At 61.6% G+C, this 14,429-nt stretch carries 14 protein-coding genes, 1 tRNA gene and 1 riboswitch; of the genes, 2 read left to right on the top strand and 13 right to left on the bottom strand.

What is annotated here, in order from left to right; all coding sequences use genetic code 11:
- Positions 1-89: 89 nt before the first annotated feature.
- From HMPREF2787_RS00565 to gluQRS, 10 genes are all read right to left on the bottom strand, one after another.
- A tRNA-Ser gene (locus tag HMPREF2787_RS00565) sits at positions 90-175 on the bottom strand.
- 187 nt (positions 176-362) lie between these two features.
- Complete coding sequence (locus HMPREF2787_RS00560; RefSeq protein ID WP_016421867.1) at positions 363-710, bottom strand: metal-sensitive transcriptional regulator; 348 nt, start codon at positions 708-710, stop codon at positions 363-365.
- Positions 703-2,913 (bottom strand): heavy metal translocating P-type ATPase, encoded by a 2,211-nt coding sequence (locus HMPREF2787_RS00555; RefSeq protein WP_070858111.1) that lies wholly within the window; start codon positions 2,911-2,913, stop codon positions 703-705. The genes HMPREF2787_RS00560 and HMPREF2787_RS00555 overlap by 8 nt, the downstream gene beginning before the upstream one ends.
- Positions 2,914-2,933: 20 nt before the next feature.
- Positions 2,934-3,143 carry a heavy-metal-associated domain-containing protein gene (locus HMPREF2787_RS00550; RefSeq protein ID WP_070603629.1) on the bottom strand — a complete coding sequence of 70 codons (210 nt, stop codon included), beginning with the start codon at positions 3,141-3,143 and terminating at the stop codon, positions 2,934-2,936.
- A 37-nt stretch (positions 3,144-3,180) separates the two neighbouring features.
- Positions 3,181-4,359 (bottom strand): HNH endonuclease signature motif containing protein, encoded by a 1,179-nt coding sequence (locus tag HMPREF2787_RS00545; protein WP_070603630.1) that lies wholly within the window; start codon positions 4,357-4,359, stop codon positions 3,181-3,183.
- Between the two features lie 120 nt (positions 4,360-4,479).
- A complete protein-coding gene (locus HMPREF2787_RS00540) occupies positions 4,480-6,000 on the bottom strand; it encodes an AMP nucleosidase (RefSeq protein ID WP_070858110.1) in 1,521 nt (506 codons plus the stop codon).
- Positions 6,001-6,077: 77 nt separating this feature from the next.
- Complete coding sequence (locus HMPREF2787_RS00535) at positions 6,078-6,431, bottom strand: hypothetical protein (protein ID WP_070559674.1); 354 nt, start codon at positions 6,429-6,431, stop codon at positions 6,078-6,080.
- 10 nt (positions 6,432-6,441) lie between these two features.
- Positions 6,442-6,562, bottom strand: a riboswitch (SAM riboswitch).
- A 115-nt stretch (positions 6,563-6,677) separates the two neighbouring features.
- On the bottom strand, positions 6,678-7,934 hold the full coding sequence (locus HMPREF2787_RS00530; RefSeq protein ID WP_049181409.1) for an Nramp family divalent metal transporter: 1,257 nt from the start codon (positions 7,932-7,934) through the stop codon (positions 6,678-6,680).
- 38 nt (positions 7,935-7,972) lie between these two features.
- Positions 7,973-8,425, bottom strand: coding sequence for a flavodoxin family protein (locus HMPREF2787_RS00525; protein WP_048731355.1), 453 nt, complete (start codon positions 8,423-8,425; stop codon positions 7,973-7,975).
- A gap of 24 nt (positions 8,426-8,449) precedes the next feature.
- Positions 8,450-9,427: a tRNA glutamyl-Q(34) synthetase GluQRS gene (gene gluQRS, locus HMPREF2787_RS00520; RefSeq protein WP_070858109.1), complete on the bottom strand. Its 978-nt coding sequence runs from the start codon at positions 9,425-9,427 to the stop codon at positions 8,450-8,452.
- A 436-nt stretch (positions 9,428-9,863) separates the two neighbouring features.
- Between gluQRS and HMPREF2787_RS00515 the strand changes: the two genes are divergently transcribed.
- Positions 9,864-10,139, top strand: a complete 276-nt coding sequence (locus tag HMPREF2787_RS00515; protein ID WP_246824112.1) for a hypothetical protein — start codon at positions 9,864-9,866, stop codon at positions 10,137-10,139.
- Between the two features lie 115 nt (positions 10,140-10,254).
- On the top strand, positions 10,255-11,031 hold the full coding sequence (locus tag HMPREF2787_RS00510) for a queuosine precursor transporter (RefSeq protein WP_070858107.1): 777 nt from the start codon (positions 10,255-10,257) through the stop codon (positions 11,029-11,031).
- Positions 11,032-11,091: 60 nt separating this feature from the next.
- Here the strand turns inward: HMPREF2787_RS00510 and HMPREF2787_RS00505 are convergent, their stop codons facing one another.
- From HMPREF2787_RS00505 to tgt, 3 genes are all read right to left on the bottom strand, one after another.
- Complete coding sequence (locus HMPREF2787_RS00505; RefSeq protein WP_070858106.1) at positions 11,092-11,871, bottom strand: ABC transporter permease; 780 nt, start codon at positions 11,869-11,871, stop codon at positions 11,092-11,094.
- Between the two features lie 13 nt (positions 11,872-11,884).
- Positions 11,885-12,838, bottom strand: coding sequence for an ABC transporter ATP-binding protein (locus HMPREF2787_RS00500; RefSeq protein WP_070858115.1), 954 nt, complete (start codon positions 12,836-12,838; stop codon positions 11,885-11,887).
- Between the two features lie 276 nt (positions 12,839-13,114).
- Positions 13,115-14,416 (bottom strand): tRNA guanosine(34) transglycosylase Tgt, encoded by a 1,302-nt coding sequence (gene tgt, locus HMPREF2787_RS00495; protein ID WP_069359011.1) that lies wholly within the window; start codon positions 14,414-14,416, stop codon positions 13,115-13,117.
- Between the last annotated feature and the right edge of the window lie 13 nt (positions 14,417-14,429).

Here is a 14,429-nt window from a genome sequence, read left to right as displayed (position 1 = left end):
GGAAAAGACACACTTTTCTTTACTTAACCCTCCACTCACCTGCATAAATACAAGAAAACCCCCGGCGTAAACCGGGGGTCTTCACTCTGCGGAGGATGTGGGATTTGAACCCACGAGGGATGTGACTCCCGCACGCGTTCCAGGCGTGTGACATAGGCCGCTAGTCGAATCCTCCAACGTCGTTAAAGACTACCCAACAAACCCCATTTTCCCAAAACGCGCCCCCTACCAGGGAAAACGAGGCATTTAAGCGGTACTTCTTCGCAATCGGTGCCACCAACAGCAACCAACTCCGGTTGCCGACTGCCGACGCCAGTTGCCGAATGCTGTTTCGCCCCCCACTCCCGGAATTTTTCCGGGAGTTACTTAGCCAGCCGAGCAATCGCCGCCGAGGCCTCCTCCAGCTTGGCGTCCAACTCCTCCGGGCCACCCTCAGCCGCATGCACCACACAGTGATGAAGGTGAGCATCCAGAAGAGTTAACGCCAACGACTTCAACGCTGAATTCACCGCCGAAATCTGGGTCAAAACATCGATACAGTACTCTTCGTTCTCAATCATCCGACCAATGCCACGAACCTGCCCCTCAATGCGACGGATACGGGATTCATAACGCCGCTTCTCCGCGAGGTAACCGGGATCAGTGGTGTCATGGCAGCAAGAATCGTCGTCAAGCGAATGCGATTGCGACGAACAACAAGACTCACTCATGAGTTACTCCTTTTTGAATAGCTGGTTGACTCGGAGAAAAACCGCGCAGACGCAGACTGTTGCCGACCACAAAAACCGACGAAAACGCCATCGCAGCGCCAGCCAACATCGGATTCAGCAACCCCAGCGCGGCGACGGGAATTGCCAAAACGTTGTAGAAAAACGCCCAAAAAAGATTCGAACGAATCGTGCGAAGCGTCCGGCGTGACAACCGCAGCGCATCCGCAGCCGCCAACAAATCACCACGCACCAGCGTGATATCCGCAGCCTCCATCGCCACATCGGTGCCCGTGCCCATCGCCATGCCCAAATCCGCCTGCGCAAGAGCCGCAGCATCATTGATGCCATCGCCGACCATCGCCACACACGCGCCGCCAGCCTGCAACTTCTCAATCGTCGCGACCTTATCCTCCGGCATCACTCCCGAAATCACGTCCTCGCGAGCAATACCGACCTCATCCGCAACGCGAAACGCAGGGCCGGCGGCGTCGCCGGTCAGCAGAATCGGCCGCACCCCCCACTCCCGGAATTTCGCGACCGCAGCCGCCGACGTCGGCTTCACCGAATCCGACACCTCCAACGTGCCCAGGAGCTCGCCGTCGCGGCGCACCGCAACCACCGTCCCCCCACTCCCGGAATTTTCCCCGGAGCGACCGACCTCGATGCGGTGGCCATCCACGGTGCCTTCAACCCCCACTCCCGGAATATCCCGGAAATCCGAAACCGGGAGTAGAGAATCCGGATCCGCCGCACGCACAATAGCCTGCGCAATCGGGTGGTGCGACGCCGCCTCCACCGAAGCGGCAAGCGGCAGCAGATTTTCGGGAGTGGGAGGGACCTCCGTCAACTCCATCACACCCGTAGTCACCGTGCCGGTCTTATCCAGCACAACCGTGTCGACCTTCCGCGCCGACTCCAGCACCTCCGGGCCACGCAGCAGCACACCAGCCTTGGCACCTTCACTCGTGCCGACCAGGAGCGCTGTGGGCGTCGCTAAGCCAAGCGCACACGGGCACGCGATGATAAGCACGGCGACCGCGGCCGTGACCGCCTCACTCGCGCCGTGCCCCGTAAACAACCACGCGCCCAGCGTGACCGCGGCGATCGCGATGACGGCGGGCACGAACACTCCCGAAACCCGATCCGCCAGCCGCTGCACCGGCGCCTTACCCGTCTGAGCCGCCTCGACCATCGCCGCCATCTGCGCCAACTGCGTCTCCGAGCCCACGCGCGTCGCCCGCACGAGCAGCCGCCCAGACGTATTGATCGTCGCCCCCGTCACCTCATCGCCAGGGCCGACCTCGACAGGCATCGGTTCGCCGGTCAGCATCGACGCATCCACCGCCGACGCGCCCTCCACGACAACGCCGTCCGTCGCGATCTTCTCACCAGGCCTAACGACGAACACCACTCCCGGACGGAGCTGTTCCACGGGCAGCCGCTTCTCCACTCCCGAACTTTCGAGAACGGAGACATCCTTGGCGCCAAGCTTCATCAACTCCCGGAGTGCCTGACCGGCGTTGCGCTTGGAGCGCTTCTCGAAGTAACGACCAATCAGCACAAACATGATGATGCCGGCCATCGCCTCGAGGTAGATGTTCATATCGGCATCACCAGGAGTGACCGTGAAGTGGAACTCGTGCTTGAGCCCCGGCAGCCCGGCACGCCCGAAGAACAACGCCCACACACTCCAGAGGAACGAAGCGGTCGTCCCCATAGTGATCAGCGTGTCCATGGTGACCTCGCCATGACGCAGATTCTTCAGTGTCGCGCGGTGGAACGGCCAGCCGGCCCACACAAAGACCGGCGCCGAGAGCGTGAGACACAGCCACTGCCAATTAGTGAACTGGAGGGCAGGGATCATCGACATTGCGATGACGGGAGCGGTGAGGATGACAGCGCCGATGACTCGGTTGCGCAGGTCTTCCAGCTCCCGGTCTTTCCCTTCGGGAGCAGCACCCGGTTCTTGTTCGGGCTCCTCCTGCGGAAGCTCAGCGGTGTACCCCGCTGCCACGATTGTGTCGATCAGTTGCTGCGGGTTGATGTCCGCCGGCGCCTCCACATGCGCCTTCTCGGTCGCATAGTTCACGCTCGCGTTAACGCCATCAAGTTTGTTCAGCTTGCGTTGGATACGGTTTGCGCACGACGCACACGTCATCCCGCCGACGGGGATATCAAGGGTGAGAAGTTGCTGCTCAGACATCCGCTTTCCTCTTTGGGGGTTTAGTTTGCGACCGCCTTGTAGCCAGCTTCATCCACTGCTGCGATTACGGCAGCGGTGTCAATGTCTGCATTCGAGGTCACGGAAAGGAAATTCCGGGAGCGGTCAACCTGGACATCAGTGATTCCCGGGAGTTCAGAGACTTCCTCCCGCACCGATGCCTCGCAGTGTCCGCATGTCATGCCAGTAACAGTAAAAGTTTGATTAGCCATACCCCAAAGTATACCCCCTACGGGTATATCTGTAAAGCTATTCGCGCTGACGGTAGCCCGAGTAGGCCCGCCCCGCGAGAGCTGTCGGGAAGGCAAGGTTGAATTCGGGCGGCGCGTGCGGAGACGGCGGGTGGCGGTAGACCGCGCCGGAGCCGTCGTCACGCTCGAGGTGCCCGTTGAGGCCTTGCCTGTCGTCATCGTTGGCGGCGTTGTGTTCTTTGCAGGTCATGACCATGTTTTCCATAGTCGTGGCGCCGCCGTTTTTCCTGGCGACCAGGTGATGGGCCTGCCCGGCATGGGCGGGGCGCGGGCACCCGGGCCACGCGCAGATGGGGTTGTCGAGGATCATCGCGATGCGCTGTTCCTCCGTCGCCAGGCGCGGGTTGTGTATCGGGAGTAGGTCGGTCGGAGTGTTGTGCTCGTCGTAGACCAGCACCCAGCCGGTGTCCGCGAGCAATGCCTCGACGAATTGTCCGGGAGTGAGGACGGAGCCGTTGGAGGTCGACGCAAACCGCGGGCTGTACTCCACGATGTCTTGCGCGGTTACGATGAGCGCGGGCTGGTAACGGAGCTTGTCGACGTCGTCAAGCGGCCCCTCCGACCCGTGCGCCAAGCGTTCCGCCAGCGCTTGACCGACGCACCGATCCCGGGTGTAATCCTCGTGCGCTTTGGCGATTTCAGCTGCGCGCACGGTCAGCGGCGCGACCAGGTCGTCAATCATGTTCGCCGGACCAGTGACCTGCAGATGCTTCATCCCGCGGATGTCCGGATTCCGGGAGACGTGGGCGCGCAGGTGCTGCGGCGGCTCGTCGGTGCGGTTGAGCTCCTTGACCTTGGTGCGCATATAGGTGTCGAGGCCCTCGAAGTCGTAGGCCGCGGCAGCGCGGGTGAAGTCCAGGCGGTAGTACTCCCGGATTTCGACGTTGTTGAGCTGCCCGGAGCGCTTGTCGATCTGCATCACCGTGTCCAGCGACAGCTTCAGCTCCCGGGCGATCGCGACGGCTTTGTCGCGGGATTCGACATCCATATCGCCCTCGACCGTGCCGAACAGCCGCTCGGCACAGCGCAGCAGGCGCTTGAGGCGGAAGGGGTCGAAGCCGATGCTGGCTGCCAACTCCCGGTGCCCGGTGGATTTTTCCGGGAGTGCGGCGCGCAGGTCGGCGAGCACGTCAATCCCCCGTGTCGCCAGCGCGCTGAGCAGTCCCAATGTCGTCATGGGGCTAAGGCTAGTTTCCGGGAGTGGGCGGCTTCAATCGCTTTTTGGCGTTGTCCACAGCCGTCGTAAAGCATGCACAATCTGCACAAACGGGCTTGACGACGCACTCCCGAAAGTGCCCTACCGGAACGCGACCTCTCCCACCGGCCGTCGCAACTTCCGGGAGTGGAGGGTGTCGGGAGCCGCGGCCATGTCCTCGCACGCGCGCACAGCGGCCATGAGGTGCTCTTCCTTGGAGGACTGGTAGAACTCGCGGGCGGATTTCGGGAGTTTGGGTTTGTCGTGCAGCGGCATGTCGGAGACGCTGAGTAGCGCGCCGTAGGGCACGCGGAAGCGGTAGCCGTTGGCGGCGATGGTGGCGGATTCCATTTCGACGCCGATGGCGGTGGATTTCTGCAGCTCTCGGTAGAGGTCGGTCTGGGAGCGCCACTCCCAGTTGCGGTCGGAGGTCGACAGCACGGTGCCGGTGCGCAGGCGCTTTTTCAGCTCATCGCCGGTGAGTCCGGAGACGCGGGCGAGCGCGTTGGTGACGGCGAGCTGAATTTCCGCAATTGGCGGGATGGGTTTTTCCAGGGGCACGTAGTTGTCGAGGACTCCGTCGGCGCGGTCGTAACCGTTGGCGAGAATCATGTCGCCGATGCGCATGCGGCCGTCGAGACCGGCGCAGTGTCCGACCATCATCCAGCAGTGCGGGCGCGTGACGGCGAGGCAGTCGGTGATGGTTTTGGCATTCGAGGGGCCGACGCCGATGTCAATGATGGTGATGCCGCATTGGTCGTCGCGAAGCAAGTGGTACGCCGGCATCTGCGAGGCGTACGCGTGCTGACGGCAAATTCCGGGAGTGGGGATGGCGCCGATGTCGTAGCGCTGCCCACCCGGGCACGCCAGCGCCGTGTACCCGTGCGGATTTCCGGGAGTGAGGGTGGCGGCGTATTCGAGGAACACGTCCGTGTGCAGCTGGTAGTTGGTAAATAGCACGAAGCGCTGGATGTTTGCGGCGTGCGACCCGGTGTAGTGCTCGAGGCGCTGGAGGGCGAGGTCGATGCGCTGGGCGGTAAAGAGGCTCAAGGGTTTGATGAGCAGGCCCAGGTAGTCGGCTTCGCCGTCGGCGATGGTGTCGTCGATGCTGGCGGAGTCGATGGGGGTAAACGTCTTCTCCACTGCCGCCAGCATGCTTGCCGACGCCCCTTCCCTCCCCGCCGCTTCCTCGGCGGCCGCATCGAAGCCGCGGCACATCCGGAGTGGGATGGGCTGGTCGGAGACGCGCACCTCGACTTCGCCGCCGTGGTTGGCGAGCAGGTCGGTAATTTGCTCGATGAGGTAGGTGCGGAACATCACCGGGCGGGTGATGGTGGTGGCATACACTCCCGGACGGTCGACGAAGCCGTGTGACAGGGAGGGGTCGACATCCTCCACGGCGCTGCCGGCTGGAACGGTGAAGCGTAGTTCGGGGTAGTAGGCGCGCACCGGCCCACTCCCGGAATTTCCTTCGGTGGCGGCGGTGTACTGCTCGACTAGGTAGGCCATCCCTGCCCGGTGGATTTCGGTGAGCCGGTCGACGGCTGCGGCGGCGTCGGTGTAGAAGTCGCCTTCGCCTTCGGTGGGCCAGAACGGGGGTGTTGCGGAGTCTCGTACCTGCATAGCCCAAGGCTAGGCGGAGAGGTTCCCGCTCGCATCCGCGCCGCGCTCATCACGCCAGGCACGCTCACGCAACCAGCTCAGTGCCGGCTCCACACTCCCTCGCGGCTGCGGCGGACTTCAAAGACCTGGTGCACGTGGTAGCCGCCGATGATGGGGATGGTGAGGAAGTGGCGGCCGTCGTCAAGCTCGTGCCAGAGGATGCGACCGTAGCGCACGCCGTCGCGGACGTGGGCGCTGAGGTAGTCGGCGCGTTGTTGGCCGCGGAGGGTGGCGTAGAAGGCGGGGTCGACGGGGAGTTGGACGAGATTCCGGGAGTGGGGGGCGATGTCGGCTTCTTGCAGCCGGATGGCGACGGGTCGGCCGTCGACGAGGAGGTCAGCAGTGTGACGGCTGAGGCAGATGATGTGGACGTCGCTTATTGTGGTGTGCATTTTGCGCTCCTATTCGCTCTTCCCCGCAGGCGGTCTGTGGGGCTGATCTTCCTTTGGGGCACCGGGTCCGCGAATCGGGCGGTTGCCTATCGACGCTGTCAAAGGCCATTTCTCGTCGATATCTTGTGATCGTGTCGCCCACCCTAACACCAACTAGACAGCTTTGTCTACCATCTCCCGCACGCTTTACGACGAAGCCCCCACCTTCCACTCCCGAAAGCTACCGCCTTCCACCTCGCCCGCTGACTACCCCTTCCCCATCAGCACCAGAACCACCAGCGCCACGTTGAGCGCGATGATGAGTCCGCAGATAACCCACGCGACCCGGCGCAGTAGCGGGGTGTTGGCCCAGATACCCATCTCGGCATGCGAGGAGGTCATGCGCACCAGCGGAACCAGCGCAAACGGGATACCAATCGACAGCACCACCTGGCTGAGCACCAGCGCCCACGTCGGCTCCACGCCGCTGGCGATAATGAGCAGCGCCGGAATGATGGTGACTATGCGGCGCACCAGCATCGGCACGTGCACCTTCAGTAGGTCGCGCATAATCAGGTCGCCGGCGTAGCAGCCGACGGAGGACGACGCCAGCCCGGAGGCCAACAACCCAACCGCAAAAAGCACGCCCACTACAGGGCCGAGCGCGCTGGTCACGGCGGCGTGCGCGCCTTCGATGGAGTCGGTCCCCTCCACTCCCGGAAGTGCTTCGGCTGCGAGACACAGCATGCCAATATTCACCGACCCAGCCAGCACGAGCGCACCGAATACATCGATACGCGTGGCACGCAGGTGTTGGCGCAGCGAGGCATCATCTTCCACCTTGTACTCGCGGTCGCGCACCAGCCCGGAGTGCAGGTAGACCGCATGCGGCATCACGGTCGCACCCAACATGGACGCCGCCAGTACCACGGTGTGCGCACCCTGGAAGCGTGGCAGAATTCCGCTGGCCATCTCCCCGAGACTCAAGCCCGTGACAAACAGCCCGGCCAGGAACCCCACCGTAATGACCAGCAGGAACGCCACAATCACGCCTTCAAAAGTGCGTTGCGAACGCCCACCCTGCAGCAGCAACAGCCCCAGCGAGACCACGCCGACAATGACGCCGCCAAGCAGCATCGGCGTTCCGAAAAGCAGATACAGCGCCGTGGCACCACCAATAATTTCCGCCACATCCGTCGCTGCCGCCACAATCTCGGCCTGCACCCAGTACGCCAGTCGCCCCGGCCGGTTCGAACCAAAGCGGTCGGCAACGCCTGCGGTCAGCGACCGCCCCGTCACCAGGCCGTACTTCGCCGACAGGTACTGCACAACCATCGCCATGAGGTTGGACACCACCAGCACCCACAGCAGCAGATACCCGTAGCTAGCCCCCGCAGACAGGTTCGCAGCCACATTTCCGGGGTCCACGTAGGCAATCGCCGCCACAAACGCAGGCCCCAGCAGACTCATCATGGGCTTGCTTGACGACGTCACTTGCGACCCCTGTGTCCCTGAATCATTCATGGGACCATTATTTCACAACATTGATACCAATTGTTCAATCAACCCAAGATTTGTGCAGCCATGGTGCCACCGAGATTTACCAGGCGGTCGGAGATGTCGTCGTCAAGCGAACCGACAAACACGACGGGTTCGGCCGCAAGCTCCCACTTGTAGCCGGTCGTGATGGTTTTCATGGCATTTTCCGCGCCGGTGGTGTCGAAACCGCCGCGGATCCAGTAGGAAAATGGCAGCCCCTTAGTGGCTTCCTGCGCCTCCCGGAAGGTGGTGTCGAAGAAGTGCTTCAGCGCGCCGGAGATGTAACCGAAGTTGGCGGAGGTGCCGAGCAGAATGGCGTCAGCACTGGTCAGGTCGTCGATGGTGGCATCGAGAGCCTCGACGACCTTGACATCCACCCCCTCTAGCGCGGGGTCATTGGCCCCCTCGAGCGCGTGGCTTAAGACTTCCTGCAGAAGCGGGGTCGGGGAATGGTGGACGACAAGAAGAGTAGGCATGCCCCGAGGGTAACGAAGCGGACCCTAGAAAATCACCTGTTCGCGAGGAATTTTCAAGCCCGCGCGTAGGGCTTCCGGGAGGTCAGCGATGGAGTCGATCTCTGTATTACCGCCACCATCGCTACCAACACCGCCACCATCACTGCCGTTACCGCCACCGAGCGAATCCAGAATCCACCGCTGCACTGCATCCGCGGGCACCTCGCCGAGAGTCACGTCTCCATCACGCTTGGACAGTCGCCGTCCTTCAGAGTTCACCACCAGCGGCACGTGCACGAACGAAGGCGTCGCATACCCCAAAAGACCAGCCAGGTACGCCTGGCGCGGGGCGGAGGACATCAGGTCATCACCACGCACGACCTCGGTCACACCCTGCTCGGCATCATCGACGACGACCGCGAGGTTGTAGGCCCACATGCCATCGGCACGCTGAAGGACAAAGTCATCGATCGGGGCGGTAATCTCGCCATGCAGCTCATCGGTCGCAGTCCCCTCACGCACCTGCGATTTCAGGCGTATCGACGGCCTTCTCCCCGCCGCCGCAAATTCGACCTTTTTCGCGGCGAGGTGCTCGTCGTCAAGCGAACGACACGTGCCGGGATACTGACCTGGCACGCCGTGCGGCGCGGAGGAGGCGGCGAGGATTTCGCGGCGCGTGCAGAAGCAGGGATAAGTCAAGCCGCGTTGCGTGAGGTCGGCGAGCGCGGATTCATACAGGTCAGAGCGTTCTGACTGGCAGACCGGAGTGCCATCCCAGTCGATACCGATGGCCTCCAGATCGGCGAGCTGCTGCGCCTCATACTCGGGGCGGGAGCGCTGGCGGTCGATATCTTCGATACGCACGATGAAGCGGCCACCCTGCGCGCGGGCGTGCGCCCAGGCCAGCACTGCGGTGCGCAGGTTTCCCAGGTGCAGCCGACCGGTCGGCGAAGGGGCGTAGCGGCCGGTGGGAGGTAGGAGCTTTGAACTGTTGACGGTTATCGCTTGCTTTGAATTGGCCACTATTACAGATTAGCGAGCCGACTAGAAGAAATGCGACAATCCCTTCATCCAATTAAAGTTCATACAATCTTATATATTGACTATCGGCTACCCCCAGATTAGACGGTTACCAAAATAACGCCCTTAACCCCCATAGGGCATTAATTATTTTGTTATAGTTTCCCATGTTGGCCTATCAAACATATTTGAGGACACTCAATAATGACTAAAAAGGGAAACATAACCCGTCGTAAATTCACATCATTAGTCCTCGCTGTAAGCGCTACCGTCACATCTCTTTGCGCAATGCATCCAGGAACAGCCTCTGCAAGCCCATATAACGCTGACGCATTACTCAACCAGGGAATAACGGACATGCACCGCTCAAAAACTTTGATATCCAACCTGGAATGATGTGCGCCCGTCTTTTCGTAAGTGGATCTTTCCGAGGTGAGCAATGTCACCACATTTACAATTAAAGTCACTACAGTTCATTTCCATTGCAGGAATAGCGGTAAGCATTATTTGCATACTAGGTATCGCAAATGGCATGTATACGCTGGGGCAGCTTGCTCAGCAAACTGCTCACATGAGCGCAACCGCTGTCACTGCAAAGGCCGACAGGGCATTGCTCTATTCTGAAATCTCTCTAGTTGCTCTCATCGTTAGCTGCATTGCACTATTTATTTGCAGCATGCGTATGAAAAATATTAACGATGAGAAGAAGCCCTAGCGGTTAGCAGAGAGACTGGACTCCCGGAGATTTCGGCTCTCGCTAGAAAAATTCAACCTCGAAGACTTCATCGGCACTCGCTTGGAGCCCCAGCCGGCAGGTAACATTCCCTCCCGTGACAAATAACGAAAACCTGCCCAAGTCTGGGCCGGGCAACGCCGAGGCTGCCGCTGTGAGCACCTCGCACGCGCCCGAGAACGCAGTAAAGTCCGAATCCACAGCAACCACGCCACGCCACATCCCGGTACCGAAATCGCTGTACCCGATGTTCACGGCCATTTTCATTGGCGTGCTGATCGTCTCCAACATCACCGCCACCAAGGGCGTGGAAATCTTCGGCCTGGCCACCGACGGTGCCTTCTTCCTCTTCCCCTTGAGCTACGTCATCGGCGACGTGCTTTCCGAGTGCTACGGCTACAAAGCCACCCGCCGCACCGTGTGGACCGGTTTCGCCATCCTCGCCGGCGCAATGCTCTGCTTCTTTGCCGCCATCAAGCTCCCGGCGGCACCGTGGTACGAAAATCAGGAAGCATTCACCACCGTGCTCGGCACCGTCCCGCAGCTTGTTCTCGCAGGTCTGGCCGGTTATGTCGTCGGCCAGCTGCTCAACGCCTGGTCGCTCAACGCCATTAAGAAGCGCACGGGCGAAAAGGCCCTCTGGGCGCGCCTGATGGGCTCGACTGTGGTCGGTGAGTTCGTCGATACGCTCATCTTCTGCTCCATCGCCGCCACCGCGATCGGCATCGACACCTGGGGCACCTTCGTCAACTACGTCATCGTCGGCTTCATCTGGAAGACCGCCGTCGAGATCGTAGTCATGCCACTCACCTACGCCGTCATCGCGTGGGTCAAGCGTCGCGAAGGCTACTACGACACGCACGTTCCCGCTTAACGACGAAAAAAGTGCCGCGACCTCGCCTGAGATGCGAGTAGTCGCGGCACTTTTTGTTTTTTACTTCACATCCCGTTTGGCATTGGCCCAAAGAGCAACGCCAACCGCCACAACGATCCAGGCCACCAGCACCACGATGTTGAACCACATCGGCTGCGTCATCCCGGCCTCAAACCCGAGGCGTGGATTCTCCGGGTTTGCCATCAGACCGCCCAGCTGCGTTGACAACTGCTGAATGCGTGCACCCGGCGTGACCAGCCACAGGGGCCGGAAAATCGCATACGCGAGCGCCGCGAACTCCAGCATGCTCTCCACCACCAGGATCCACACCAGCGGAATTGCGACAGCGGCCACGCGCGAGCGAGTCAACACTCCCAGCGACATCGCGATCAGCCCAAACACGACAAAGCCAAGCACTCCGGTGAGCATGTCCGTGGCAGCGTCACCGCCCTTGAACTCCACGCGCGGCGAAACCGTCACCGCCAACCAGGCGAGAGCCACACCGATGACCCAGCAGGCGGCAAGCACAACCAGCGTCAGCGTCATCCGCGCGGACAGCCACAGACTCCTGCGATCCTGTGTCAAGAACGCATGCGCATTCATCTGATCGTTGTACTCACCCGCCAGGGTGGAACCGCCAAAGGCAATCACAATCATGTTGAAGATCACTGTCCCCAACAGCAGCATTTCCCAATCAACGGTCGCCCCTTCATCGGCCGCCATACTGAAAGCCGCCATCGGCCCAGCTATCGACCCGACCAACAGCACCACATACACCCACGTACTGCGCAGGCTAGCCAGCTTCGTCCATTCCGACCGCAAAGCGTTTCCAAAACTCATCTCAGTCACTCCCCTACTGCCCAATCGCCTGCGCGCGGTACTCCTGCGATTCCTGGGTCGCAGCCAGGAACTTCTCCTCCAGGTTGTCGCGCTTCGTGTTCAATCGCGTCACGAGCAGCCCCTCGCGCAGGGCAGCGGCCGCAATGTCGCGGCGGAGTTGCTGCTCGCTGATGCCGTCGTAAAGCGGAATGCGCAATTGCTTATCGACGTCAACCCCCTGCGCCACCGGCCCTAACGCCTGCAGCAGCCGTGCCGGATCATCGACCTCAACTTCGATGACCGTGCCGTCAGCGAGGAACTCATCCATGCTGTACTCGCCAATCATGCGGCCGCGCCCGATGACGACGATGCGGTCGGCGGTGAGCTGCATCTCGGAAAGGAGGTGCGACGACACGAGGACTGCGCAGCCCTGAGCGGCCAGGGCCTTGATGGTGTGGCGCATCCACGAGACGCCTTCGGGATCGAGGCCGTTGACCGGCTCATCCAAAATCAGATGCTGCGGCTTGCCGAGCAGAGCCGCCGCCACTCCCAGACGCTGCTTCATACCCAGCGAGTAGCCGCCGACCTTGTCCTTCGCAGCCTCGGTCATACCGACCTGCTCAAGGCACTCTTCCACGCGGGTGTCGGGGATGCCGGCGCCGCGGGCGAGGGCCCGCAGATGAGCGCGGCCCGAACGAGCCTTGTTGTGCCAACCAGCATCCAGAATTGCGCCGGCGATGCTGGGCTTATTCTTCAGCGTGGAAAAGGGCTGGTTGCTGTAGGTGTTGCCCTGGGAATCCGTCCCGGTGAACAAGGCCTGGCCCGTGGTCGGGGTATCGAGGCCCAGCATGCAGCGCATGGTGGTGGACTTGCCGGAGCCATTTGGGCCGAGAAAACCTGTCACTACACCGTCGGGAACGGTGAAGGACAGGTCATCGACGGCTAATTTCGAGCCATACTTCTTGCTGAGTCGTTCAACCGTGATCATGTCCTCCATGATGCCGGTTGAGACTGCCTCGCGCAGTAGAGCTAGGTCTAGTTTTGAGCTTCCCCCCGGGCCCGCCCAGCCGTCACTTCACGCCACTGGACTGATTCGGGTGTTCCCTGCCACTTCACGCCACTGGTGTCACCTCATGCCACCTCCACAGATGGCACGAGGTGACATGGCTGTCGTGAAGTGCGAAAAGGTAGAAGCCTAGCCCCAGCCCAGCCACAGCCCAACCGACCCAAGCACTCCCCAGCACACCCCAGCCCCAGCCGGCCCCTAATTCCCCACCGCACGACCACCGTTGGCGTAGTAGCGGCCCATGAACTCATCGCGATACTCGAAGAACCGGTCCTCCAGGATCGCAGCGCGAATGTTCTCCACCAGCTGCACCATGAAAAACAGGTTGTGAATCGTGCACAGCGTGCCAGCCAGGTACTCCTTGGCCTTCAACAGATGATGCAGGTAGGCCCGGGAATAATTCAGCGAAGTATAGGAGGGCACCTCCGCATCCACGGGGCGGAAGTCGTTCTTGAAGCGGGCATTCGTCAAGGTCATCCGGCCATCGAGCGTGTACACACCACCACGGCGGGCAAGCCTGGTCGGAGCCACGCAGTCAAAGGTGTCGGCACCGGCCTCGACAGCGGCGAAAATATCGTCCGGCTCGGAGATCCCCAGCAGGTGGCGGGCGCGGTCGTCGGGAAGCTCGTCGTTGACCCAACCGCAGATCAGGCCCAGATTCTGCTTCTCAATCGCCCCACCAATGCCATAGCCGTGGAAGCCGAGCTGGCCGGCGTCCTCGAACTCGCGGGAGAGCTCCACCAGCCCGCGGGCGGCCTTTCGACGCAGGTCTTCGTACTGCGCACCCTGCACGACACCGAATAACTGCTGGATGGGCAACTGGCCGTCGTCAAGCGAATGGACATGCGCATCGACCTGACCGCGCGAAATCGTCAGCTCGTTGTGAGCCTCCAGGCAACGGCGCGCCCAGCGGTGCGTGCGCTCGACGGATGCCTCCTGGTAGCCGCGGGTGTTCATCAGCGTGGTGAGCTCGTCGAACGCCATCATGATGTCGGCGCCCAGCGCGTGCTGAATACGCATGGACACCTCCGGCGTGAAGCGGTGCTCGGAGCCATCGATGTGCGAGCGGAAAGTCACGCCGTCCTCGTCGACGAACGCGTTGCGCTCTTTGCCCTCGGCGACGATGTCGTCTTTCTGCATGCCGGTGACGTCCATCGCGAGGGTCTTTTTAAAGCCTGCGCCCAGGCTGAGCACCTGGAATCCGCCGGAGTCGGTGTATGTCGGGCCGTTCCAGTTGGAGAACTTTGCCAACCCGCCGGCCTGGTCGACGATTTCCTCGCCGGGCTGCAGGTACAGGTGGTACGCGTTCGACAGCATCGCCTGCGCGCCGGTGGATCGCACCTGCTCTGGCGTGAGCGTCTTCACGGTCGCCTTCGTGCCGACCGGAATGAACGCCGGCGTAGCAATATCACCATGCGGGGTGTGGATGGTGCCAGCACGTCCGCGCGCGCCTTCGATTTGCTTTACGACGTCAAAGCCCGTCGTCCTCGACTGCGACATGAAGCTCCTTGGT

Origin of the sequence: Corynebacterium sp. HMSC061H03, assembly GCF_001838215.1 — a bacterium.
GTDB lineage: Bacteria > Actinomycetota > Actinomycetes > Mycobacteriales > Mycobacteriaceae > Corynebacterium > Corynebacterium jeikeium_D.
Note: the sequence above shows the minus strand (reverse complement) of the source record. Positions and strands in the feature narration are given on the sequence as shown.